We start from the raw sequence: 26,298 nt of genomic DNA, 5'->3' as shown, positions 1-26,298 counted from the left end.
CCACCCCTGACGGAGACACCGCTGCCGTGAAGGACTTGCTGCAACAGGTCGAACCGATGATTCCGGCGTTGCGCCGCTATGCCCGCGCGCTATTGCGCGAGCAGGCGGCCGCGGACGATCTCGTGCAGGACTGCCTGGAAAAGGTCATCACGTACTGGGACAGCCGCCGCAGCCGCGCAGACACCCGTAGCTGGGTATTCGCCATCCTGCATAACCTGGCGATGACGGCCCTGCGCCGTCATGCCAGCGCGCAAGGGTTGCACGTGGCTATCGACGACGTGGCGGAGTCCCTCATAACCGTGCCGCCGGCCCAGGAAGACGCACTGCGTTATCGGGACCTGCTGAGCGCGGTCGATGCCCTTCCCGCCGAACAGCGCAGTGTGCTCCTGCTGGTCTCGGTGGAGGAGATGTCGTACGCCGAGACCGCACGCATTCTTGAGATTCCCGTCGGCACCGTGATGTCGCGCCTGTCTCGCGCGCGGGAAAAACTACTGAGGCAGATGGAACCCGGCCTGAAGGCGGCCCCGACATCCGGACTGCGGAGGGTCAAATGAACGAGCATCGACCGATACAGGAAGAGGAACTGCTGGCCTACGTCGACCACGCGCTCGACACCACGCGCCTGCGCGAGATCGACGCATACCTGCTGCAGCATCCCGACGTCGCGGCCCGCGTCGAGGGCTACATGGCCCAGCGCGATCAACTGCGCGCCGCGCTCGCCCCGATCGCAGAAGAACCGGTTCCGCCAGAACTGAACCTGCGGCACATGCTGACGGAACGACGCGCCCGCGCCAGCCATCCGTGGCGGCTGGCGGCTTCTGTCTTCGTCGCCATGTGCCTTGGTGGCATCGGCGGCTGGATGGGACGCGGCGCGACCGAGCCGCCCACCGGCGGCATTGCCGCACTGGCGCGCGAAGCCACGGCGAGCTTCCAGGTATTTGCCGCCGACCCGATACGTCCCGTCGAAATGGGGGCCGCTGACAGCAACGACCTGGTGAACTGGGTCTCCTCGCGGCTGCGTCGCCCGATTGCCGTGCCGGACCTCGGCAAGGCAGGCTATCGCTACATCGGCGGGCGTCTCGTCGCCACCGAGCATGGTCCCGCCGGCCTCTTCATGTACGAGGACGGCCACGGCACGCGCCTGGCGATGCTGGTACGCCCGATGGCAATCGAAGGCGACACACCGATGAAGGCACACGTACAGGCCGGCGTGGCGGGATACTCATGGGCCAATCAGGGCCTTGGATACAGCCTGGTGGCGTCGGCGTCCACCAGCGGCCTCCACCCACTGGCCGACGAGATGCGCCGGCAGATCAATGGACGGGACGGATCGGTAGACGCCGGCAGCAAACATCCTTCGCTGTAGGGGACGGCAGCACAGCCTGCCGCATGCCCCAAGGGCAATGCCTTTGCCCTTCACCCCAATGGCGTACCGTCGATGCGCCCGCAATCGCGTTCACCGGGGGCCGGGTTGCGCGGATCGAAAGCTGCGGACGGATCCACGCAATCCGGCAGCGCCATCGGTTGCGCACTTCGCGGACAAGACTCGGCCGGACGGCCTGCTCGTCACGCGATGGCCGTAAATATCTGCAACGACAGGAACGGCACGATCAGATACGTCTTCCGTCGAGCCCTGCTGGGCAAATCTAAAGCAAATATTTCATGTCGAGGCGAATTCTGCACCCAAAAAACTAACTTCTGACACTCAGAAAGTTCGCTCAGAATTCTGTGCAGTCAGGCTCGTACTTGTCGGGATAAACGGGCCCGCACACTTGGCCAATGCCCCCATACCCAGGCCGGCACAATTTCCATTGGGACAAACAAAGAGGAAAACATGAAGAACAGCCGATTTCGCGCGAGCGTCGTGACGCTCGTCTCCGCCGCGGTGCTCTCCCAGTTCGGCGCGGCCTATGCCCAGGACGCGCGGAAGGACGCCACTAGCGCGACAAAGGCCGCCAACCAGAAGCTCCTCAGCGAATTGCCTTTCTCGGATCGTTCCGATTTCGATGACGCGCACCGCGGCTTTGTCGCACCACTGCCGAACACGGTGATCAAGGGGTCGTCGGGTAACGCCATCTGGAACCCGAACCAGTACGCCTTTATCAAGGAAGGTTCCCAGGCACCGGGCACGGTCAACCCGAGCCTCTGGCGTCAGGCTCAACTGATCAACATCAGCGGCCTGTTCCAGGTGACCGATGGCATCTATCAGGTTCGGAATCAGGACCTGTCGAACATGACCATCATCGAGGGCAAGGAAGGCATCACGGTGGTCGACCCCCTCGTCTCGGAAGAAACAGCCAAGGTCGCAATCGATCTCTACTATGCCAATCGTGGCCGCAAGCCCGTGAAGGCGGTGATCTACACACACAGCCACGTTGACCACTATGGCGGCGTGCGTGGCGTGATCAGCCAGGACGACGTCTCCTCCGGTAAGGTGAAGATCTACGCGCCTGAGGGCTTCCTGGAAGCCGCGGTGGCGGAGAACGTGATGGCCGGCAATGCCATGAGCCGCCGCGCCAGCTACATGTACGGCAATCTGCTGCCCGCCGATGAAAAGGGCCAGGTCGGCGCCGGTCTCGGCACCACGACCTCGGCCGGCACCGTCACGCTGTTGTCTCCGACGGACACGATCACCAAGACCGGTGAAAAGCGCGTCATCGACGGCCTGACCTACGAGTTCCTGATGGCTCCTGGCTCGGAAGCTCCGGCCGAGATGCTGTGGTACATCGAGGAAAAGCGCGCGATCTCCGCAGCCGAGGATTGCACACACACGCTGCACAACACGTATTCCCTGCGCGGCGCCAAGATCCGCGAGCCGCTGCCCTGGTCGAAGTACCTGAATCAGGCGCTGACCATGTGGGGCGCCAAGGCGGATGTCATGTTTGCCCAGCACCACTGGCCGAGCTTCGGCCAGAAGAACGTGGTGCACCTGCTGCGCCAGCAGCGCGACCTGTATCGCTACATCAATGACGAGACGCTGCGCCTGGCCAACCAGGGCGAGACGATGGTCGAGATCGCGGACAAGTTCAAGCTGCCGCCCGATCTCGCCAACATGTGGGCCAACCGTGGCTACTACGGCTCAGTCAGCCACGACGTGAAGGCTACCTACGTCCTTTACCTCGGCTGGTTCAATGGCAACCCCGCCACGCTGGACGAACTGACGCCGGTGGAAGCCAGCAAGCGCTACGTCGAGTTCATGGGCGGCGCCAATGCCGTGCTGTCGAAGGCCAAGCAGGCGTACGACAAGGGTGAGTATCGCTGGGTGGCCCAGGTGGTCAATCACGTGGTGTTTGCCGACCCGTCGAACAAGGCGGCCAAGAACCTCCAGGCCGACGCGCTCGAGCAACTGGGCTACCAGGCCGAATCCGGCCCGTGGCGCAACTTCTACCTGACCGGTGCCAAGGAATTGCGCGAAGGCGTGAAGAAGCTGCCCACGCCGAACACCGCGAGCGGCGATACGGTGAAGGCCATGACGCCGGAGATGTTCTTCGACTATCTCAGCGTTCGCGTGAACCGCGCCAAGGCGGCCAATGCGAAGATCGCGCTGAATGTCGACTTCGGCAAGGAAGGCGGCAAGTATCTGCTCGAACTTGAGAACGGCGTGCTCAACCACACGGCAGGCATTGAATCCGCAAACGCTGATGCCTCCGTGGCAATGTCACGCGACACGCTGAACGGCATCATCCTGCAACAGACGAAGCTGGCCGACGCGATCAAGAACGGATCGGCGAAGGTCACTGGCAATCAGGCCAAGCTCGACGAACTGGTGAGCTACCTCGACAACTTCGAGTTCTGGTTCAATATCGTCACGCCGTAATGCAAAAAAGTCCCCGGCGCTTGTCTAAAGCGCCGGGGACTTTTGCCGCGCGTTAGTCTGAAACGCGGCGGCTACATGCGGAAATCCGCCGCCATGTCTTCGTCACTGCGGGCTTCGATCTTGCCCGTCCGACACGCGAGCTTGAACGCCTCGTAGTCCTTCAGATTCTGAGTGGCGCAGGCGAACGAGTATTCGGTGATCGCATCGGCGAACCGCTCCCCGCTGCCCAGGTAGGCCGCGATCTCCACTGCCTTCCCGCTTGCCTTTGCGTGCGCGCGCGCCAGCGCCCAACCGCAGAAGCGCGCATATCCCTGCAGTACTCCGTTGCTCATGCGTTCGACGTCGGCCGATACCTTCATGTCGCGTAACTGACGGAAATAGAACTGTCGATTGGCCGGGCCAGACGTCCAGCCAAGGAACGCATCGCTGGCCGCCTGCAGCAGGCGCTGACCCGAAACGACACGCTGACCCTGATGCGCCGGACCTTCGGCGTCATAGTGAAGCGCGATCACGGAGTCCCTCGCTTCCTTGACCTGCAGGAACAGCGGCTGCTCGTGGCTATCCACCATCAACAGCACCAGGCAGAAGGTACCCACACTGCCGACACCTACCACCTTGAAGGCAACATCCTGCAGGGAAAAGTGATCGATCAGTGCGCGTCGCTCCGAGGGAAGCGTTTTCAGATACCCGTCGAACGCGCGGGCCAGCTTGCCTCGCCACGCCTCGGTGTTGGACCATTGGTCGTGCTCACCAAGCAGCGAAGTTGGGCCACTGGGATGAAAGATCGCCGGCGGCGCGTCCTGAATCCACCATTGGCCGTCACGCTGCGCAGCCATCTTGTTCAACATGCTTTCGTTGGTCCGCCCTGCGGCCTTCTCCTTCGCCTTGAGAATCGTTCGACGGCCCTCTTCGCTCGTCGCGGCTTCGAGCATGCGTTCGAACGAGACAATCTCGTTCCAGAGATCCAGCGCGCTATACCCGGCGTATTCCTCCATGCGATCGCGGTATTCGTGCACAGCCGTCGCCACGATGTCGCTGACGGTGTCCCGGGCGATACCCATATGCTCGCCAGCAATGGCCAGGCTTCCGGCAAGGCGCTTGACGTCCCACTCCCAGGGGCCCACGGCCACTTCGTCAAAATCGTTCAGATCGAAGACAAGCTGCCGCTCCGGCGTAGCGAAGCCCCCGAAGTTCATCAGGTGCGCGTCGCCGCAGATTGGGAATGCGATGCCTGCATTTGCCGTGGCGGCAAGATCGTGCGCCTGGAGAATCGCGCTGCCACGAAAGAACGTGAATGGCGACACCGACATGCGCCCATAGCGCAGCGGCACCAGCGCCTCCACGCGCCCCGCGCTGTTCTGCTCCAGCAACGCCACCGGATCACGGTCGGTGTTGCCGATCTCGGCATTCGATGATCGCTTTGCGCGGCTGCGTGCTTCACGTCCGATCGCCTGCCGTTCTGCCAGGGTGCGGATGTCTGCCATTTTCGGGCCTCCTGTAGGTGGGATGCGGAACGCTGCTGCGTGAATGGATCGGATGCCAGCCTTCCGAACGCAAGGCTGGGCATACGGAGGAAATCTAGTGTATGGCAACTGTCGTTCATGCTGTGTGCGCATCGCCACTCAATGTATCCCGCTTTCCACTTGCGAGACACCGGACATCATGGCGCGCCAGGCATTGCCCTGAAGGGTAATTGATTGCACCGACTACCTATGGCTACTGGCCCGGCTTGGGACCATCGAGCCAGCAGTGCCACCGCAGCTTCTGACACGTCCGTCATTGCCACGCCATTTTTCCGGACGCGCTTGAAGCAACGCATGACCATCGACTGAATCCTTTTCATACGCACAAGAGAAGATTCACTTCATAAGGCAACCGGCTTCAGCGATAGTCTGATGTCGACTGCCGGCGACATTGCACTTCTCACGCGTACGCCATCTGGCCTATAACGTTGAGGGTGTCCTTGCGCCACCAGCCGTGTTTCATTCGCCACGCAGCCAACGCCGCGGGCGCCACTGAATCAGGGGATTGCAATGAGCAAGCTGATCGGGACGATCAAGCACGAATTCATGGAGATGCTGCCGCCGACGATCTATTTCTTCGTCATCCTTCATATCGTCGCGATCATCCGGGCACTCATGGTCAAGGGAACTGGCATCGAGCTGGAGACCACTGCGTCCGTGGCACTGGCTGCCCTGATCCTCGGCAAGGCCGTGTTGCTGGCCGATATGCTCCCGTTCATCAACCGGTTCCCGGAAAAGCCGTTGATCTGGAATGTTGGATGGAAGACAGTGATGTACAGCCTGGTAGCCCTGTTCATTCATTATCTGGAGCGCCTTTACGATTTCTGGAAGGAAGCGCCCGGCTTTGCCGCAGCCAACAAGCTGCTGGTCTCCGAGATCAACTGGCCGCGGTTCTGGGCAATACAGATTCTGCTGCTGACGCTGGTGCTCATGTACTGCACCCTCGCCGAGATGGCGCGTGCGATTGGTCGCGAAAAATTCAAGCGGGCGTTCTTCGGGCCGCTCCCGGACAACCTGGCCACTCGGTCCGTCAACGAAGGCTGATCATCACACTCACCGCGTTGCCGCGCTGATCCCACTTCGTCCCATGCATCGCGATCGTGTTATCTGCCGCCCCCACCTCGCACGTGCACCGCAATCGCCGCGCGCCAACGCCGCAGCGTGGATTCCGCATACCTGCGCGGTTGAACCGTTACGGGATTCCATGCAGCCGGCGACCTCGTCCGATCTGGTGGCTCGGACGATCCATGAGTACTGCAGTCAGCCAAACCCGTTCTTCCACGGTCGCCAATGGCGGCCGTCTCAGCAAGCCATGCCCACCACCGGAATCCGGCGAAGGCATCCATATCCAAGGGGGTTCGCTATGAATCGTGCATTGTGTATTGCCGCGCTGGCCATTTCGCTGGGCGCGTGCAGCAGTCCGGCCCCGCAGGCCACCTCATCGCCCGCGCCAGACACCCAGAAGGTTGCCACCGCGCCGCCGCCGGAAAGCAAGCCTGACGCCAACGCCGTGAACCCCGATGCCATCCAGGCCTTGAAGGACATGGGTGGATACCTGCAGACGCTGAAGCAGTTCTCCGTCAAGATCGACCTCGATGGCGAACGCGTGCTTGAAGACGGCCAGAAACTGCAGCATTCGGCCAGTGCCCGCGTCGATGCCGATCGACCCGACAAGATGCGTGTGCAGATGCGAAGTGCACGGGCACAGCGTGACCTGTACTACGACGGGAAGAAGGTTGCGCTCTATTACCCGGAAAGCAACTACTACAGCACGGTCGACTCGAGCGACAACCTGAGCAACCTCGTGGTCAAACTGCGGGAGCGCTTCGGCATCGAGGTACCGGTTGACGACCTGTTCCTGTGGGGCACGCCGAATGCACCAACGAACGGCATCACATCCGCCATGGTCGCGGGACAGGACTTGATCGACGGCCAGCTGTGCGACCAGTACGCATTCCGTCAGGGCATGATCGACTGGCAGATCTGGATCGCCTCCGGTAACCAGCCACTGCCGCGAAAGATCGTGGTCACAAACCGGAGCGATGAAGCGCGGCCGCAATCCGTGACGTGGTTGACCTGGAACCTGAAGCCGAAGTTCACAGCTTCCACCTTCCATTTCACGCCGCCCAAGGGAGCGAAAGTCGCCGAGTTCGTCCCCCTCAAGAATCAATGAAGGAGCCACCAATGAAACACTCTCTCAATCAGGCGATCGTAGCGCTGCTGGGTGCAGTCATCGTGGTGGCAAGTGGATGGGCACCCGTTGCCGAAGCACGCGGCGGTGGCGGTGGTGGTGGATTTCACGGAGGCGGAGGTGGGGGCGGCGGTGGACGGGGTGGTGGTGGCGCGGCAATGAACGCGCAGGCAAACAGGCCGGCAGACGCACGCGCCAACAACGTCCGCAGCACCAGCGTGAACAGTGTCAACACCAACCGGAACGTCAACGTCAACACCAACCGGAACGTCAACGTCAACGTTGAAAACCACGGCGGTTGCTGCGGCGGCGGCTGGGACAACGACTATCACCCGGTGGCAACCGCGGCGGCAGTCACGGCGACCGTGGCGGTGACCTCTGCCGTCATCGGCTCCGTCGTACGGTCCGTTCCGCCAAGCTGTGCGCCAGTCAATTACGGCGGAATGGTCTACCAGCAGTGTGGCACCACGTGGTATCAACCGCAGGGATCACAGTACGTGGTGGTGAACGCGCCGTACTGATGGAAACCTGAGCAGTTGCTCCGCCGCATCGCATTCGCAGGCCGATGACGTTGCGGCTCGGTCCAAAGCGGAAACTGACGGCCGCATGAGCCGGTGCATGTCGCGGATCCCGCGACATGCAACGCAAGACGTTCATTCGAGGCGCTCGCCCCGGATGGTATGGATCTTCATGGTGACCCTGTGCAGCGACGGGTAGCCCTTCCGGGACCCGGTCCGGGAATCTGCCTTCCAGGACCGGTCCTTCTTTTCCCCACACCACGCGCGAATGCACTCACGTCTGGCCGCTGACATCGTCAAAAATTGACGACTCGAAATTTCCCGCGATATCGAAGGTTCTAAAGCGGCGCTCTCAAAGAATTCAACCCGAACCGAGGACGCAACTCTTATATTGAGTTGAATTGAATTACTCCCGTTCCGCTTGCAGGCTGCGCAACGCATGACCGCTTCTGCCTGCGACGCATGAGAAAGCACGCCTCGCGATGAAACCGGAAGCCGCCCTCAAATTCCAGCCATCGAGCCGCACCCTCGCACTGGAGCCTCGCCTGCTGTACGACGCCGCTGCTGGTGCCGCTGTCGAGCAGCAGCACTCGCAACAACAGGCCCAGCCAGACGCAGCCAGGACTGCCCCGACCGACGCACACGCCCCGGCGCCCGATAGTCATGCGGCAACCCAGCAGTTGCTGGTGATCGATGCCCGCATCAATGGCGCCAACGAACTTGCGCAAAGCGCCACGCCGGGAACGCGTGTCGTCGTGGTGGCTGCGGGCCAGGACGGCGTGGCGGCGATCCAGGCCGCGCTGGACCAACTCGGACAAGTCAGTTCGATCCAGATTCTCGGCCACGGCAATCCCGGCGAGATCACGCTGGGCACCAGCCAGCTCACCGCCGCATCCGCTGACACCAACCGCACCGCCGAGTGGGCGAGCCACCTGAGCGCGGGCGCGGACATTCTGCTTTACGGTTGCCGCAGTGGTGCGGGCGACAGCGGCGAAGCGCTGATCCAGCGCCTTGCCGCCGTAACGGGCGCCGACGTGGCCGCCTCGACCAATGACACAGGTTCGGCTGCCGCCGGCGGTGACTGGACGCTTGAAAAGAGCATCGGCCCGATCGAGAGCCACCTCGATATCAATGCCGACGAACTGGCCCACTACAACGGGCTGCTGGCCAATGCCAGCCCCACCACAACGCTCGGCAGCAGTGGCGAGACCATCTTGCTCGGGGGCACCGCCACTTTCGAGGCGACCTTTACCAACCCGTCCAGCCAGCCGGGCTATGCGCCCTATATCGACGTATTGCTGCCGGCCACGGGCTATGACGGCGACGACGGCGCGACATTCGTTTCGGCCACCTACCAGGGCATCGCACTCAACGCGCAAATCATCACATTCGGGGCGGACGGTACCGCCGTTCATCCGATCGCCAAGGACGCCAGCGGCAACCCGCTGATTCTTCGCGCCGCCGATTACGGTTACCGCGCCGGCGACCAGCTCGTCGTGCTGGAGTTGCCTTACGCCAGCTTCGGCAACGGCCAGCCCTCCGCCACGGTCGACCTCACGGTCAAGCTGAGCGAACTGGCCGATGCCAACCAGCCACACGTGATCAGTGTGCGTGGCGGCTTCCAGTACGGGAACGACGCGCTCGACAATCCGACGCAGGACCCGACGCTGATCGAAGCGTCATGGGACACGTACACCCTGGAATCGACGCCATTGGAGATCACCCAGACGGTCGACATGGTCGAAGGCGAGACCGTGACCGGGCAAAACTTCCCCCACTCGCTTACGGTCACGACCACGCCGGCTCCCGGCCAGACGCTGCACAATGTCCAAGTCACGCAGGACCTGCCCGACACGATTCGCGTGGAGAGCATCACGCCCGGCGCGGGCGGACTCGTGTTGTCGATCACGCTGGCGGACGGCACCGTCGTCACCGGCCAGACGGCGATTGCCAACGCCCTGGCAGGCGGCGCGTACCTGCGCTCGTACACAGTCGTGTATCCGACGCTGACGCAGGCAACAAACACGGTTGTGGGCTTCTACGTGGGCGATACGGACAGCACCGGCACACCGATCCTGGACCCGATCAGCGGCGCCAGCAAGACGATCATCGTGGGAGCGCCCCATGTATCGGCGGACTGGCAGCCACTCGATCCACGTGACGTGCCGCAGACGCCGCCGCCCTTCGTGGTCGTGACCGACGATGGCGACCCGGTCACCTTCACGGCCAAGTCGATCACGTTGCACAAGTCGGCCGCGCTGGCTAACGACACCGGCGTGGCGGGCGTGTCGCCTGGCGACACGCTGCAGTTCCGCTACGACATCGCAGTATCCGACTACTTCGCGTTCGGTCAGACCCTGCTGCACAACGGCCAGCTAACCGTCACCGATCACCTCGGCGACGGCATGACGTTCAGCGGCACGCCGGTGATCACCTTCCGCCAGAACGGTGTCACCTATACCGTGCCCCTGGTCTACACCATTGGCGCCAAGGGACCCGGTGGAACGACCATCACCTTCGACCTTGCCACGTCGATCCGAAACGCGGGGCTGCCCATTGCAATCCTGGCCGGCGACCTTTCTGGCGACAGCACGCTCCAGTCGGGAACCATCGCCACGGTAATTTACAACGCCGTGATCGACGAGGCCTACCAGACCACCTATCCGCAGAGCGAGATCAACGAGGGCGACAGCCTTGGCAACAACGCCCTGATCACCGGCACGGTGGTGATCGGGCCGTTCAACCTCGGCGGCACCGATACCGACGACTCGCAGACCACGGTCACCGTTCCCACCAGCCAGGTCGACGTTGCCGTCACGCAGATCAACGGCAACACGCCGCCGGCCAGCTACGACCTGCATCCGGGCGATACCGTGACGTTCCGGCTCAGCTATGACCTCGTGACTGGCGATTACGAGAACTTCAAGCTCTCGGCATTCCTGCCGCTGCCGCTGTTCGACGCCGCCGTGGCCTGGAGCAACGGCACCGGCATCAATCAATGGAGCTATGGCAGCGGCGACACCCACCCGGGTAGCGTGCTGAGCGTAAGCGCTGGCGCGGGCAATTCCGTCGTCTTCAACTTCGGCAACTTCATCCTGAGTGGCAGCGCGGCCGGGCAGAACCGCATCGAGCTGGTATTCACCATACGCGTGAGCGACCAGCCGTTTGCCGACCAGCGTTCGATCAGCGTGGTGGGGCAATCGAGCCAGACCACCACGATCACCCAGCAGGTGCTGGTCAGTACGGATGTCGAGGAAGTGCATTCGGTGGCCGAACCCGTGCTCAGCATCAAGCACGGCGTCGTGTCGAGTACTCATGGCACCGTTACGGGCACCACCGGTACCTGGGCAGCCGCTGGCAGCGCTGGCGCGGCCTTCACACAACCCATGACCGATATCAACGCAGTGGAAGGCACCGTCACCGGCATTGACGCCGGCGACGTAGTCCGTCTGGCCACGGCGATAGAGAACACCGGCGGTGGCGGCGCCTACGACGTCGTCACCACGCTGACGCTGCCGCCCAACCTGACACTCCTGAACGGCAGCCTTGCGGCAGCAAACCTGCGCATCAGCCGCGGCGACGGCACGCTGCTGCAGGCTGGCGTCGATTACTCGGTATCGGGCAACACCATCACCTTCCTCGATGCCGGCAACCAGGCCACGTTCCTGTCCGGCCGCCCCGGCAGCGCCAATGACGTCGCCGGCACGAACATGGTGATCATCACCTATGACACCGTGGTAGCCCAGTCGGTGCTGGCCGGACAAAACCTGCAGACGGTAGCCGCGTTGACCAACTACGCGAGCATCAATGGCGGGACCGATTTCACGCCCACCGATCTGACCGACACCGCGGATGAACTGGCTGCATTGCCGGTGGTCACGAAGGTTTTCGCTGGTGGCGGCAGCACACCGGCGGAAAGCGATTCCAGCGCCAGCCACACCACCGGCGCCAATCTGGTGATCGGCGAAAGCATGCTGTACGACATCGTGGTGACGCTGCCGGAGGGCTCGACGCAGAACCTTCGCCTGACCGATATCGTGCCCGACGGCCTGACGCTCGACACCAGCTTTGGCAACGGCGGCTATCAACTCATCATCACGCGGGCCGGAAGCGCCGCGCTTGCCGCCGACTTTGCCGGATCGGTCAACGTGGCCAGCATCAGCCCCGTCGGTGGGGCGGCCGGCGCGGACGGCACCGACATGCAGCTGACGTTCAGCGCCAGCTCGGCCATTGGCGACAACAACACTGCCAACAACAGCTTCGTCATCCGCGTGCGGCTGGTGGCCAGCAACGTAATCGGCAACCAGGCCGGACGGCAGCTCGCCAACAACGCCGCCATCACGTTCACCGATCCGGACGGCGACGTGCCCAATGGCGCCACCGGCGTGGTTCGCGGAATCGCACTCACCGGCACGCAGCCCACGGTAACGATTGTCGAGCCGACGCTGACCGTCAGGCAGGACGTCACTTCCACTGGCACGATCGCCGGTGTGGACCGCGGCGACCAGATGACCTACACCATCACGTTGAGGAACGGCACATCGTCCAGCGACTTCAACGCCTACGACGTGTGGTTCGTCGATAACCTGCCCGAAGAACTCATCAATGTGCAGATCACCGGCGTCACGCTGTCGGGCGGCGCAACGATCTCTGGGCCCGGCGACTTCGTGATCGTCAATGGCGTGCTGCAAAGCGCGCCAGGCACCAAGCTCGACATTCCGCGCGGCGGCGCCGTCGCCATCCAGTTCACCGGCACGCTGAGCATTCTCACAGGCCTGTCCGGCACGGTGGACAACCAGGTCAATGTCACGTGGACCAGCCTGGACGGCGCCAACACCGGCGAGCGCACCGGCACGGATGGCGTGCTCAACAGCGGCGTCCTCAACGACTATCAGATCAACAACGTCAATGCCACGCGCGTGGCAGCCGGCTCTTCCATCAGCCACGTCGGTGGCGACCCCGATACTCCGCTCGGCCCCACCGTGGTCGATCAGGAAGACGTGGCCGTGGGTGAGATCATTCACTACCGGGTGGCATTCGTGGTACCGGAAGGCGTCGTGCTGGACGGCTCGGTACAGATCTACCTGCCTGAAGGGCTGACGTTTCTCAACGACGGTTCCGCCGCCATCAGCTTTATCTCCGACCCGAACAGCAGCGGCACGCCCGGCCTGACGACCACGCTGGGCAACCTGGCCGTCGGCGGCACCCTCTATCTCAATGGCGGCGTCACCAGCTCGGGCCAGACCTTGTTGCAGGCGGATCTCGGTGGCCAGCTACGGGCCCAGGGCATCGTCAACACGTCGCTGATCGACACCTCGAACGGGCGCGTGATCGTCCTGCCACTGGGTTCGCTCGTGAACCTGAACCAGGACCCCGACTTCGAGGGCTTCTACTTCGAGTTCAACGTGCGCGTGGACAACACGGCGAATGTGGCCGCCGGCGCGCTGCTTCCGGTGCACGCCGACTTCCTGAGCGAAGGCCAGCTGCGCACCAGCACCGCACAGGTGGTCGAGCGCGTGGTGGAGCCGCGTATCGTCGATCTGGACAAGTCCGTCGTGGCTTTCGATCCCGGCGTTGGCAGCGCATTCGGCCAGGCCACCTACAGCGTCAGTTTCAGCAACTCCGGCACAACCGCCGCGCACGACGTGGTACTGACCGACAGCCTGCCGCCCGGCGGCCAGGCGCTCACGGTGCAAGGCGTTGTTGTGAATGGTGTGACATACAGTCCTGGCGCCCTGCCCCCGGGATTCACACTGACCAACACCGGCACCCAGGTCACGCTGAACATCGACTATATGCCCCAGGGTGGCAAGGTTTCGCTGATCTACTCGGCGAGCCTGCCGAACAATACACTTCTGGCCGATACGGCGGCTACCGTTACCTATACCAGCCTGTCGAACGCCTTCACCACGTTCGGCGGCTCGAACGTCGGGCCGGCAGGCAGTGCCACCGGAGAGCGCACCGGCAGCCTGGTGGGGCCCAACAACTACCAGGACAGCGATGCGGCCGGCGTGAGCTATGTATCGGGCACGCTCTGGAACGATACGGATTCCGCTACGAGCAGCTCGGCGCCGGACGGCCCAGCCATTGCGGGGCAAACCGTCACGCTCACCTGGGGCGGTGCGGACAACAACCTCGACACCACGGCCGACAACCAGACCTGGACCACGACCACCGACGCCAACGGCTTCTACAGTTTCGGCGTCCTGGGGCGCGGTGTATTCCGGATCGACGCGCCACCGACCATCGTGCTGGCAACGCCCACCGGCACCGTGAATGCCCGCATCGACAGCGATCCCTCCAGCCCGCTCGCGCGCGTGCAGTTCTCGGGCGGTGACAGTGGCGCGGCGGTGGCCGGCAACGTCGGTTACGTGGAGCGCAACGACCCGCCGATCAACATCCTGCCGGCTTCGCCATCGACCCTCGAAGATAACGCGCTGCCTATCGTGGGCCTTGCGGTCAGCGACCCCGACGCCGGCAACGGCATTATCCGGGTCACCCTGAGCGTGCTGCACGGCACACTGACGCTCACCCCCGGGGCCACGACGGTCGTCGCTGGCGCGCTGGGCACGGCCACGTTCACGCTGGAGGGCAGCCAGACCGATATCAGCGCGGCACTCGCCACGCTGCTCTACACGCCCTCGCTGAACTACAACGGCAACGAAACGCTGACCATCCGCACCGACGACCTTGGCCAGCGCGGCGATGCCAATGGAGACGGCATCCCGTTCGATCCGGTGCTGGACAACCTCACCGCCATCAATACCCTGACCATCACGGTCATTCCGGTGAATGACCCACCGCAGGCCAATCCGGATACCGCATTTGCAACCGAGGCTGGCGGCACCGCCAACGGCACGCCAGGCGTCAACCCGTCCGGCAACGTGCTCACCAACGACACCGACGTGGACATTGCCACAAATGGCGATGTGCTGAAGGTCGAGCGCATCGCCTTCGGGGCAAACAGTTCGGCGGTAACGAGTACGGCATCGACCGTGATTGCCGGTCTCTTCGGCACCCTGCGCATCGGCGCAAACGGCGCTTTCCAGTACGTGGTGGACAACAACAACGCCACGGTGCAGGCGCTGCGACTGTCGACCGACACGCTGACCGAGGTCTTCACCTACACCATCAGCGACCTTGCCGGTGTCCAGAGCACCACCACGCTGACCGTGACCATCCGTGGCGCCAATGATGCGCCGGTGGCCGGCGACGATACCGGCGACGCCACCGAGGCGGGTGGTGCGGCCAATGGCACGCCCGGTTCCGACGCCAGCGGCAACGTGCTGCTCAACGATGGCGATATCGATTCCGGAGACAGCCTCACGGTGACCCGGGTGCGCACCGGCACCGAGGCGGCGGGCGGCCCGGCTTCCGTGGTTCCCCCGGGCACCACGTCCACGAACGGCGGGCTGCCCATCGTCGGTCTGTACGGCACCCTGGTGATTGGCGCCGATGGCAGCTACGTCTATCGCATCGACAACAACAATGCGCAGGTGCAGGCGCTGAATGTGGGCGACACGCTTCAAGAAGTGTTCACTTACGCAGTGACCGATGCGGGCGGTCTGAACGACACCGCCGCACTGACCATCACGATCCACGGCGCGAACGACAATCCCGTGGCGGTCGACAACGAGGCCCAGGGCTACACCGCGCGCCAACCGACGGCCAGCAACCCGGCGGGCGGCACACCGATCAACCCGGCTGGCAATGTCATCACCGACGAGCACGACCCCGCATCCATTGGCCAGGTGGACAGCGATGTCGACGATCCCGTCTCCAGCCTGGTGGTAAGCCAGATCCGCTCAGCTGGCGGCAGCGACACCCCGGTGAGCGCCGGTGGCACGACCCTGCCCGCCACTTACGGCACGCTGGTGATCCACGCCGACGGCAGCTACACGTACCTGATCGACAACACCAATGCCGCGCTGATCGCCCTCGGCCCCAACGACACGGTGACCGACAGCTTCGTCTACACACTGCTGGACCCGCACGGCGGAACGTCGACCGCCAACCTGAACATCATTATTCACGGTGTCAACGATGCGCCAGTGGCACTGGACGTCACGGCCACCGCGAAGGAAGCCGGTGGCGTCAATAACACCACGCCGGGCACCAAAGCAACCGGCGACGCCACCGTCAACGACATCGATCCGGATGGCGACGCGATCTCGGTAATCAAGATCGCATTCGGCAGCACAACGCTGGATATTCCCGTCGGTGGTTCGATCGACATCACCGGCGCCTACGGCACGCTGAACATCAACGACCATGGCGTTTTCACCTACACGGTCAATGACAGCCTGACCGCTGTCCAGGCACTGCGGCGCAGCACCGATGTGCTGATCGACACGTTCACATACACGGACAGCGACGGCACCCTGACCGCTCAGGCCCATATCCGGATTCGCATCACCGGGCAGAACGACAATCCGATCGGCGTCGACGACAATGCGGTCGCCCGCGAAGCGGGTGGCATCAACAACAACACACCCGGCGTCAATCCCTCCGACAACGTGCTGACCAACGACACCGACGTTGATCAGTATGGCGAAACCAAGACCGTGGCCGGCGTGCGCGCTGGTGACAAGAGCGCGGGTGCCGTGGCCGATAGCGGCTCGAACTTCATGCTGGTGACAGGCCAGTACGGCACCCTGCTGATACGCGCGGACGGCACCTACGTCTACCTGGTGGACAACAGCAATCCGACCGTCGACGCATTGAACGCCGGCCAGTCGATCCAGGATGTCTTTACCTACAAGGTGCGGGATGCCGCTGGCGCGACCGATCTGGCGCAACTCACCATCACCATCAACGGCGCCAACGACGCACCTGTTGCGGCCAGCCAGCGCGCCGATGCCATCGAGGCCGGTGGTACGCTGAACGGTACGCCGGGCGTGGACCCCGGCGGCAACCTGCTGCTGGGTCTGTACGATCCCGATACGGGCGACACCGCCGCAGTCACCGCGTTCCGCACTGGCGCCGTCAACGACAACGGCGGCACGGTGGGCACGCTCGGCACCTACCTGCAAGGGCGTTATGGCGTCTTGTTGGTGAATGCCGACGGCACCTACCAGTACGTGGTGGACAACAACAACCCGGTGGTGGAACGGCTGCGCACCAACTTCGATACGCTGACCGACGTCTTCACCTTCACGGTCACGGATGCCGGCGGTCTGAGCAACGCCGCCGAGCTGCACGTCACCATCCACGGGCGCGACGACGCGCCGGTCGCCAAGCCGGACACGGGTGAGGCAATCGAAGCAGGCGGCACGTTCAACGGCACGCCCGGCAAGCCAGCCACGGGCAACGTGCTGATCAACGACGCCGATGTGGACGCGGGCGACACCAAGGCCGTCAGCGCCTTCCAGACTGCGGCAGGTGTCGGGGGTACCGTGGGTGCAAGCCTGACCGGGCTGTATGGCTCGCTCACACTGTCGGCCAATGGCGACTACGTCTACAACATCAACGATGCGCTGACCGCCGTGCAGGCCCTGAAACCGGGCGACACGCTGACCGAGACGTTCACCTACACCGTACGCGATACGGCCGGGCTGACCAGTACCGCCACGCTGACGATCAACATCCGGGGGCGATACGACGCACCCGTTGCCGTTGACGATGCCGCGGGCGCCACCCCTGCCACCTCCGATACCCCACCAGTGGACGCCACGGGCAACGTGGTGACCAACGACAAGGATGTGGACGCCAACGATAGCCGGACCGTCACCGGCATCCGATCCGGCGCCGAAAGCACCGGCGCGACGCTGCAGGACATGTCGGGCAAGGTGCGTATCAACGGTCTCTACGGCTGGCTCGACATTGATCCGACCGGGCAGTTCCAGTACCACGCCGACGAAACCAATACCATCGTGGCGGCACTGGCGCCGGGACAAACGCTGGTGGAGCGCTTCACCTACCGCCTGGCGGACGGCGGCGGCCTGACCGACACCGCCGAGTTGGCCATCACGATCCACGGCATCAACGACCGGCCGGTCGCCTCCGACGTGATCACGCTGGCGCGCGAGGCAGGCGGCGTGGCCAATGGCACGGTGGGACGCAACCCGAGCGGCGTCGCCACCTTCAACGACGTCGACCCGGAAGGTGGGCCCCTGACCATCGTCGCCCTGCGTACCGGGACCGAGAACGGCAAAGGGACCAGCGGCATCGTGGGCGTCCCGCTGCGCGGGCAGTATGGCACCCTGGTGATGGGTGCGGACGGTCGCTTTACCTATACCGTCGATAACAACCTGCCCGAAATCCAGGCGCTGCGGATGTTGCTCGACGGGCTGGTAGACACCTTCACCTACACGGTCAGCGACGACCACGGCGCCACGGATCAGGCCACGCTGCGCGTACTGATCCTTGGCCAGAACGACAACCCGGTGGCGCATGACGATGCCGGCAACGCCATCGAAGCCGGTGGCCAACACAACGCCACGCCAGGCGCGGATGCCACGGGCAATGTGCTCGACAACGACACCGATGTCGACCAGTATGGCGAGACCAAGGCCGTCACCGCCATCAATGGCCCGCTTGGCGCGGGCGCGGTGGCGGGTACCACGGCGGGCCGCTACGGCACGCTGACGGTACAGGCCGATGGCAGCTACCGGTACGTGATCGATAACGACAACGCCGCGGTGCAGGCGTTGCGCACGTCGGACGAAACGCTGACGGAGACCTTCGTCTACGTAGTGGCCGACCGCGCGGGCGCCACGGCCACGGCAACGCTGACCATCACGATTCACGGCCAGAACGACGCACCCGTGGCGCGTGACGACAGCAACAACGTCGACAATATCCACGGGCAGCCGATCACCAGCGGCAACGTGCTGCCGAACGACGCCGACGTCGACACCGGCGACCAGCTCACCGTGGTTGGCATCCGGCCCGGCGCGAAGGACGCGGGCGGCGCATCAACGCCGCCCGGCACGCGCATTGCCGGAAGCTACGGCTACCTGCAGATCAATGCCGACGGCAGCTATACCTACGAAATCGACCTGACCAATCCGGCCGTGCAGGCCGCGGCCGGGCGCGGCAGCATCCTCAAGGATGTCTTCACCTACACGATCGCCGACCGCGCGGGCGCGACGGATTCTGCGCAACTGGTCATCTCGCTCAATATCGACGCGCCTTACGTGCCGCCGCCAAGCCCCGGCGACCACGAGTACTTCCTGCACGACGAATGGCACCGGGACCGGTTCGGCACCACCCTCGGCGTCGATCCGGTGGTGTACGTCACGCCCGAGGTGCGGAGCATCTTCCCAGTTCACCAGCGCAACGACAGCCTGCTGCGCGGCGAGAACCTGGACATGGTGACGCCGCCGCATATCCAGTCGCCCTCGCTGGCAGCAGGTCTCGGGATGACGTCGGGAGAGTTCCTGCGGCCCGCGTTGCTGCAACTCGAAGCGATCGTGCAGTTCGAAGCGGAACGCACGGCCGGGCGGCACGGCATCGTGTCGCTGTCCGCCGATGGGCTGCTGCGCGATCCGTCGGTCTTCGCGCTCAAGGGCATCGAGGCCCGCCCCGAGAAGGTCGCCCCTTCGGACGGCAAGCATGACAAGCGCGGCAAGGCCACGAAACCGCACCCGGGCCGCCATGCCTCGCCACTCACGGAACCTGCGCGCCCCGCAGCCTCCTTCACCGATCAAATCCGCCAACTGGCGTCGCGGCCCAGCACGGTGGCCGCCCTGTCCCACGCCAACAACAGCACCAACGAAGATGCGAAAAAGTAGCCAGCCCCTAGCCATCGCACTTGCTGCCACGCTGCTGACCACCGCCTGCTCCACAGCGCCTAGCGTGCCCCAGCCCTACTCGAAGGAGGAAGTACGCCAGCGCGTGGAAGAAGACCGGCGCGGCATGTACAGCGACCAGGAACCCGTCACCCGCCCGATCACGTTCTACGAAGCCGCCGCGCGCGCGCTCAAGTACAACCTCGACTATCGCCTCAAGCTGATGGAGAGCACGTTGTCGCGGCAGCTTGTGGACGTGACCAAGCACGACATGCTGCCGAAGCTCGTGGCATCCGCTGGCTACACGCATCGGTCGAACGACTCGGGAGGTGTCTCGGTGGGGATCCAGGACGGTCAGATCAGCCTGCGGCCCTCCACTTCCGAACAGCGTTACCACCGTCTGGCCGATCTCGACCTGACGTGGAGCACGCTGGATTTCCTGGTGGCCTACGAACGGACCCAGCAAAAGGCCGATCAGGTGCTGATGGCCGAGGAGCGCCGTCGCAAGGTCGTGCAGAACGTGCTGCAGGATGTCCGCAATGCCTACTGGCGCGCGCTTGGCGCGCAACGTCTGATCGGCCAGGTCGACGCATTGCTGAACAAGGTTCGCCAGGGTCTGAAGGCCGCGCAGGAAGCCGACGAAAAGGGCCTGCTGCCGCGCCAGCAGGCGCTGGCCTATCAGCGCGCGCTGCTCGATGCCGTCAGCCTGCTGTCAGCGCGGCGTCAGGACCTGGAACTGGCGCGCGCGGAACTGGCCGCCCTGATGTCGCTGCCGCCGGACCAGCCTTTCACGCTTGCCGACGAGGCCGAGCAGCGCATGCCGAACGATCGGTTTGACGTCGCCGGGTTGGAACAGATGGCGCTCGAAAGCCGGCCGGAGATCATGGAAGAGTGGTACCGCAAGCGCGTCACCGACAACGACATCAAGATCGCCAAGGCCGAACTGTGGCCCAGCCTGTCCGTCGACCTGGGCGGCCACTACGACTCGAACGCCTACCTCTACAACAACGCGTGGTCCGCTATCGGCCTGCGCCTGTCGTACAACATCTTCAACCTGCTCAAGATCCCCGTGCTCAACGAGGCGCAGGACAGCCAGAACAAGGTAGGCGACCTGCGCCGCATGTCGCTGTCCATGGCCGTGCTCACGCAGGTGCGCGTGGCGCTGCAACGCTACCACCTGGCACTCGAGCAGCTCGATTTCGCCGAGGAAAGCCTGCAGGTTGACAACCGCCTGCGCAGATTCGCCGAGGCCAGCGCCCAGGTATCGGCCGACTCGAGACTCGAGTTCATCCGTGCCGATGCGCGCATGTTGCTGGCGCAATACCAGCGCTACGCCGCCTACTCGGAGGCGCAGGCCGCCTGGGGACGTCTCTACAACTCGGTTGGCCTCGACGTCATGCCGGACGCGATCGCCAGCCATGACGTCCCGACCCTCGCATCGGAGATCGAACAGACCATGCAGGGCTGGCAACAGAAGCTCTACCCAAGCGCCGTCGATAGCAAATCATGAGCAACGCATCATCTCGCTTTTCGTTCCGTCTTTCCGGTCTTTCCGGTCTTTCCGGTCTTTCCAGGCTTGCTGGTCTCGCCGTTGTCTCGGCCGCCCTGTTCCCAGGCGTAGCAGTCGGCGCCAACGATCTGTGGCCGCCCAGCCGGGCCGTCGACCCCGGCGCCATTCGGGTGCTGCTCAGCGCGGACCCCGAAACAACGATGGCCGCCACGATGAATGGCACGGTCCAGAGCCTGGGCGTCACCCTCGGTCAGACCATTACCAAAGGACGGCCGCTGGTGCAGATGGACTGCGCCGAGCCGCGCGCGCGGCTGGGCATGGCCGATGCCGAACTGGCCGGCGCGCGCGAAACGCTCACGGCCAAGTCCGCGCTGCGCAAGCTCGACGCAGTGGGCGACATGGAGCTCAACCTCGCCAAGTCAGCCGCCGACCGGGCCTCCGCCGCTGTAGCACTGGCGCGCACACAGGTGGCCTACTGCACGGTAGCCGCGCCGTTCTCGGGCAGGGTGGCCCGCGTCTATGTGCGTCCGCATGAAAGCGTCAACGCCGGCGCGCCGCTGCTCGACCTGGTCAGCGATGGACCGCTCAAGTTGCGCCTGAACGTGCCATCGCGGATGCTGCGCGACCTGCGCATTGGCAGCCAGTTCAACGTCAACGTCACCGAGACAGGCAAAAGCTACACGGCCAAGGTGTCGGCCATCAACGCCAGGGTGGATGCCGTGGCCCAGTCGATCGAGATCGAGGGTCGCCTGACGGCGCCAGCGGCGGAGCTGCTGCCTGGCATGAGCGGCGTGGCCCAGTTCCAGCAGACGAAGTAACGCCCATGCAGATGCCGACGCAAAGCGATGTCGTGCTGTTGCTGCAGCTTGCCGAACTGGAAAGCCTGGCACGCCAGGCGGACAGCGTGCAACAGCTCAGCTTCCACATTGCCAATGACGCCCATCCGCTGCTGCGCTATCGCCAGGCGCTGGTGTTCGATGTCAGACCGCCAGCGTGGCACCTGTTCAATATCTCGGGGCTCGTGTCGATCGACGAGCAGTCCCCTTACGTGGTGTGGCTCGGGCATGCGCGCAAGTGGCTACGCGAGCGGCTGGAGGCCGGCGAGCCGCAGTGGATCACGCAGGAGGATGCCGCCCTCGCCAGCGATGTCGTGCGTAGCGGCTGGGAGGAATGGTGGCCGAATGGCGCATGGGCGCTGCCACTGCGCAGTCGCGCGGGACAGGTGCAGGGCTGGGTGGTGTTCCTGCTCGACGAAGTGCCCGGCGCGGGCGCTGGCATCGCCATGTCGCGGCTTACGCAGGCCTGGGGCTATCACTGGGAGATGCTGGCTCGCCGCGAGCGCGATGTCTCCTGGCTGTGGGGCAGTCGAACGCGCCGTATTGCGATCGCGGCTGCGGTGCTGATTCTGCTGATGCCGGTGCGGCAAAGCGCGCTGGCACCAGCCGAAGTGACGTCGCTGGACCTGCAGATGGTGAGCGCGCCCATCGAAGGCGTGGTCAAGGAAGTGCATGTGCGGCCCAACCAGACAGTCAAAGCCGGTCAGCCGCTCTTTTCGCTCGACGACACCACGCTCAGCCATCGCCTGGCGGTGGCCTCGCAGGCCGTGGCGGTAGCCGACGCGGAACTGCTGGCAGCGCGGCAGAACGCTTTCCGCAGCGACGACAGCAAGGCGCAGCTGACCACCTTGCAGAGCCGTGCCGAAGAACGCCGGGCCGAGCTGGAATCGATCCGTTCGCAGTTGCAGCGCCAGACCGTCGTGGCGCCGCGCGACGGTGTCGCGGTGTTCGCCGATATCAACGACTGGCTCGGCAAGCCGGTGGTGACCGGCGAGCGCATCATGCAACTGGCCAATCCGGATCGGCCGGCCATGCTGATCCACCTGCCGGTGGCCGATGCGCTCACGCTCGACGTGGGCGCGCCGGTCAGCCTGTTCCTCACGGTGCGCCCGCTGCAACCGCTCTCCGGCAAGCTGATCGAAACCAGTTACCAGGCGGCGCTCACGCCCGACGGCGTGCCGAGCTACCGGCTGCGTGCCGATATCGAGAACGGCGATCCGCAACACGCCCGCATCGGCCTGAAGGGAACCGCGCGCATCAAGGGCGGCTGGTCGGTACTGGCTTACGAGATCCTGCGCCGGCCGCTGGCGACCTTGCGCGCGTGGACGGGCATCTGACATGCAGGCCAGCCCCGACGAACTGCCGCTGCCGCTGCTGCGAGAGGACTTGCGCCTGTTCCCCGGCGCCCCGCATACCGACGGCAGCCCGGCGTGGATCATCGAAGACCCCGTACGCAACCGCCATTTCCGGATCGGCTGGCTCGAGTTCGAATGCCTGCAGCGCTGGCACATGACGCCGCGCGCCATCGCGGAGCAGGTGCGCGCCAGCACGCCGCTCGAGGCGCAAAGCGAGCAGGTGCTCGGCTTTGCCGCATTCCTGCAGGGCAATGCGCTGCTGCGGCCATCGCCCGGACGCAGCCAGGAGATGGCCACCACCCGCCAGCCACGCGAATGGCTGAGCTGGCGCTGGTGGCTGCACCATTACCTGTTTTTCCGCATTCCGCTGTTGCGGCCGACCTACCGCATTCAGTCGCTGTACCGGCATCTGCAGTGGCTGTTCCAGCCGGCCACGGCGTGGATCGTACTGGGGCTCACATTGCTGGGGGTCGTGCTGACCTTGCGGCAATGGGACACCTTCCGGCATACGCTGTTCGAATCGATCTCGCTGGAAGGCGCGGTGGGCTTCGCATGCGCCGTGGTCGTTGCCAAGACGCTGCATGAACTCGGTCATGCGCTGGTCGCGACCCACTTCGGTGTCAGAGTGGGACACATGGGCGTGGCGTTTCTCGTGATGTGGCCCATGCTCTATACGGACACCAGCGAGTCCTGGCGGCTGACCAACGCGCGGCAGCGGCTAGCCATTGCCAGCGCTGGCATCGTCACCGAACTGATCATTGGCGGTCTGGCCACGCTGGGCTGGGCGCTGCTGGCGCCCGGCCCATTGCGCCAGGCGTGCTTCTACCTGGCCACCACCAGCTGGGTGCTGTCGCTGGCGCTCAATGCCAGCCCGTTCATGCGTTTCGATGGCTACTTCATTCTGTCCGATCTGCTCGACCTGCCGAACCTGCACGAGCGGGCGGGCGCGCTGGCGCGCACGGCGCTGCGGCGTCTGCTGCTGGGCTGGCCAGACCCGTGGCCAGAGCCACTGCCCGCGACGCTTCGCAACCGGCTGATCGCCTTTGCCTGGGTCACGTGGTGCTACCGGCTGACCGTATTCCTCGGCATCGCACTGGTGGTCTATCACCTCTTCTTCAAGGCGTTGGGCGTTGCGCTCTTTCTGGTCGAAATCGTGTTCTTTATCGCGCTGCCGTGCTGGCGGGAGCTCCGCGTGTGGTTCCGGCGGCGGGCGGAGACCACGCGCCCGCGCCGCCGGTTGCTGTGGGGCGCGCTGGCCGCGCTGCTGATCGTGCTGGCGATTCCCTGGCCAACCGGCGTGCGGGCGCCGGCGCTCGCGCACAGCGCGCGCCAATGGACCGCATACGCACCGGCGCCAGCGCAACTGGTATCCACCACGCCCCCGGGCCACGTGCGCGCCGGCAGTGCCCTGATCCAATTGCGCCAGCCGGAACTTGTGAGCGAGGCAATGGCGGCGCAGGCCAGCATCAATGGCAACGATGCGCGGCTGACGGGCCTGCTCGAACTGCACCGTGGTATCGAGCAACAAGCCGCCACGCTCGAAGAACTGCAGCAGAGTCTGGCGCGCGCGCGCGCCGTCCACGCGGAAGAACGCCGACTGCTGCTTGCGGCGCCGTTCGATGGCGCATGGGTGGACGTACCGGATGACATTCGCGCCGATACCTGGGTGGGCTCCAAACAGGTACTGGGCCGGCTGATCGACCCGGCGCACTGGATGGTGGATGCCTTCGTCGACGAAAGCGATGTGCAGTATCTGCGCATTGGGGCCCGCGCCTGCTTCTTCCCCGATGCGCGTCCGGCTCGCCACTGCGGCGTGATACGGGCCATCGCGCCGTCGCGCAGCGCGCAGATTCCGGCGGCGCAACTCACCACACCCCACGGCGGGCCCATCGCCGCCGTCGACAAGCAAGGCGCGCTGATTCCGGACGCCGCACTCTATCTCGTCCAGATCGACCTGGCCGCGCCGCCGCCATCACTGGTCGAGCTGCGCGGCAACGTTCTTCTGGCCGGCGAGCCTCGCAGCCGACTGGCGGACTGGATGCGTAACATCTACAGCGTCGTGATTCGCGAGAGTGGGTTCTAGGTGCCGGGGACCAAGGCGGCGCCGAAAATTGCGAAGGTGGCGAACACGGTGCGACGTCCCGCTCAACGCCGGGATGCGTTCTCCGCCGAGATCCAGTTCAGGAACAGGTCCCGTGCCGGGTGCAGGTAGTCGCCAATCGGCTGCGTGCGGCCGTTGGCGTACCAGTGACAGTACGCGCCGTGGAAGATGGCCACCAGCAGGCGGGCGGCGTCGGGAGAAAGCGGGCGCTCTGGCGTGCCCAACGCCTCTACCAGCACGCGGACATGGCCGTTCCACCCTTCGCGGATATGTTCGCGCACGGACTGGGGGGTGTTGGCGGAGAACAGCAGCGCCATCACCACCCCCTTGGTTTCCGGATTGCGCGTGAAATAGTCGGCCACCCGGTCAAAGATCTCGTCGACGCGCTCGGCCAGCGGCCTTCCCTCCAGATCGTCGGGACGCAGCGCAAGCTCGATTTCCTGGAACAGACTGATCGCCGCCTCGGCAAGCAGCATTTCCTTGCTGCCGAAATGCCAAAGCAGGCTGCTCTTGGCCACGCCGACCTGGGCAGAGATCTGATCGAGCGTCACTTCGCTATAGCCGTGCTCGGAAATCAATGACTTCGTGAGCGCAATGACGCGATTGCGGGTCTCGAGGCCCCGGCGGTATTTCGTTGTCCCATTCGGCATGGCGACAACGTCGCCCGTCTCGTTTGCACTCATCGACTTCACCCATTCAGCTTGCCGCAAATTGT

At 64.4% G+C, this 26,298-nt stretch carries 12 protein-coding genes and 1 pseudogene; 11 read left to right on the top strand and 2 right to left on the bottom strand.

Translation table 11 applies throughout. From position 1 onward, the window contains the following. Positions 1-20: 20 nt before the first annotated feature. The 3 genes and pseudogenes from WD006_RS09410 to WD006_RS09400 all read left to right on the top strand — a co-directional run. A pseudogene (locus WD006_RS09410) lies at positions 21-554 on the top strand (RNA polymerase sigma factor); the annotation flags it as partial. Continuing rightward, positions 551-1,366, top strand: a complete 816-nt coding sequence (locus tag WD006_RS09405; RefSeq protein WP_029306989.1) for an anti-sigma factor family protein — start codon at positions 551-553, stop codon at positions 1,364-1,366. The pseudogene WD006_RS09410 and the gene WD006_RS09405, both read left to right, overlap by 4 nt. Before the next feature lie 468 nt (positions 1,367-1,834). Then, positions 1,835-3,817 carry an alkyl/aryl-sulfatase gene (locus WD006_RS09400; RefSeq protein ID WP_029306988.1) on the top strand — a complete coding sequence of 661 codons (1,983 nt, stop codon included), beginning with the start codon at positions 1,835-1,837 and terminating at the stop codon, positions 3,815-3,817. A gap of 71 nt (positions 3,818-3,888) precedes the next feature. Here WD006_RS09400 and WD006_RS09395 read toward each other — a convergent pair whose 3' ends face one another. Beyond that, positions 3,889-5,301: a DUF2252 domain-containing protein gene (locus WD006_RS09395; RefSeq protein ID WP_011519810.1), complete on the bottom strand. Its 1,413-nt coding sequence runs from the start codon at positions 5,299-5,301 to the stop codon at positions 3,889-3,891. A gap of 549 nt (positions 5,302-5,850) precedes the next feature. Here WD006_RS09395 and WD006_RS09390 point away from each other — a divergent pair. The 8 genes from WD006_RS09390 to WD006_RS09355 all read left to right on the top strand — a co-directional run bounded on the left by WD006_RS09390 (position 5,851) and on the right by WD006_RS09355 (position 25,565). Then, positions 5,851-6,384, top strand: a complete 534-nt coding sequence (locus WD006_RS09390; RefSeq protein ID WP_029306987.1) for a hypothetical protein — start codon at positions 5,851-5,853, stop codon at positions 6,382-6,384. A 319-nt stretch (positions 6,385-6,703) separates the two neighbouring features. Then, complete coding sequence (locus WD006_RS09385; RefSeq protein WP_029306986.1) at positions 6,704-7,513, top strand: DUF2092 domain-containing protein; 810 nt, start codon at positions 6,704-6,706, stop codon at positions 7,511-7,513. A gap of 11 nt (positions 7,514-7,524) precedes the next feature. Next, on the top strand, positions 7,525-8,052 hold the full coding sequence (locus tag WD006_RS09380; RefSeq protein ID WP_011519813.1) for a hypothetical protein: 528 nt from the start codon (positions 7,525-7,527) through the stop codon (positions 8,050-8,052). 479 nt (positions 8,053-8,531) lie between these two features. Then, positions 8,532-19,784: a VCBS domain-containing protein gene (locus WD006_RS09375; RefSeq protein WP_051722997.1), complete on the top strand. Its 11,253-nt coding sequence runs from the start codon at positions 8,532-8,534 to the stop codon at positions 19,782-19,784. Next, positions 19,771-21,291 (top strand): TolC family protein, encoded by a 1,521-nt coding sequence (locus tag WD006_RS09370; RefSeq protein ID WP_011519815.1) that lies wholly within the window; start codon positions 19,771-19,773, stop codon positions 21,289-21,291. Before WD006_RS09375 ends, WD006_RS09370 begins: the two co-directional genes overlap by 14 nt. After that, entirely contained in the window at positions 21,288-22,109 is an 822-nt protein-coding gene (locus WD006_RS09365; RefSeq protein ID WP_029306984.1) for an efflux RND transporter periplasmic adaptor subunit, read from the top strand. The genes WD006_RS09370 and WD006_RS09365 overlap by 4 nt, the downstream gene beginning before the upstream one ends. Positions 22,110-22,114: 5 nt before the next feature. Continuing rightward, positions 22,115-23,464 carry an efflux RND transporter periplasmic adaptor subunit gene (locus WD006_RS09360; protein WP_029306983.1) on the top strand — a complete coding sequence of 450 codons (1,350 nt, stop codon included), beginning with the start codon at positions 22,115-22,117 and terminating at the stop codon, positions 23,462-23,464. 1 nt (position 23,465) lies between these two features. Continuing rightward, positions 23,466-25,565 carry a site-2 protease family protein gene (locus WD006_RS09355; RefSeq protein WP_029306982.1) on the top strand — a complete coding sequence of 700 codons (2,100 nt, stop codon included), beginning with the start codon at positions 23,466-23,468 and terminating at the stop codon, positions 25,563-25,565. Between the two features lie 62 nt (positions 25,566-25,627). On the opposite strand, the gene WD006_RS09350 is transcribed toward WD006_RS09355, so the two are convergent. Beyond that, the gene (locus WD006_RS09350; protein WP_029306981.1) at positions 25,628-26,266 is read right to left on the bottom strand and encodes a TetR/AcrR family transcriptional regulator; all 639 of its coding nucleotides are present in this window, start codon (positions 26,264-26,266) and stop codon (positions 25,628-25,630) included. Positions 26,267-26,298 lie beyond the last annotated feature (32 nt).

Source organism: Cupriavidus sp. Met-2 (genome assembly GCF_049843575.1).
Lineage (GTDB): Bacteria > Pseudomonadota > Gammaproteobacteria > Burkholderiales > Burkholderiaceae > Cupriavidus > Cupriavidus metallidurans.
This window is presented reverse-complemented; position numbering and strand designations above follow the sequence as displayed.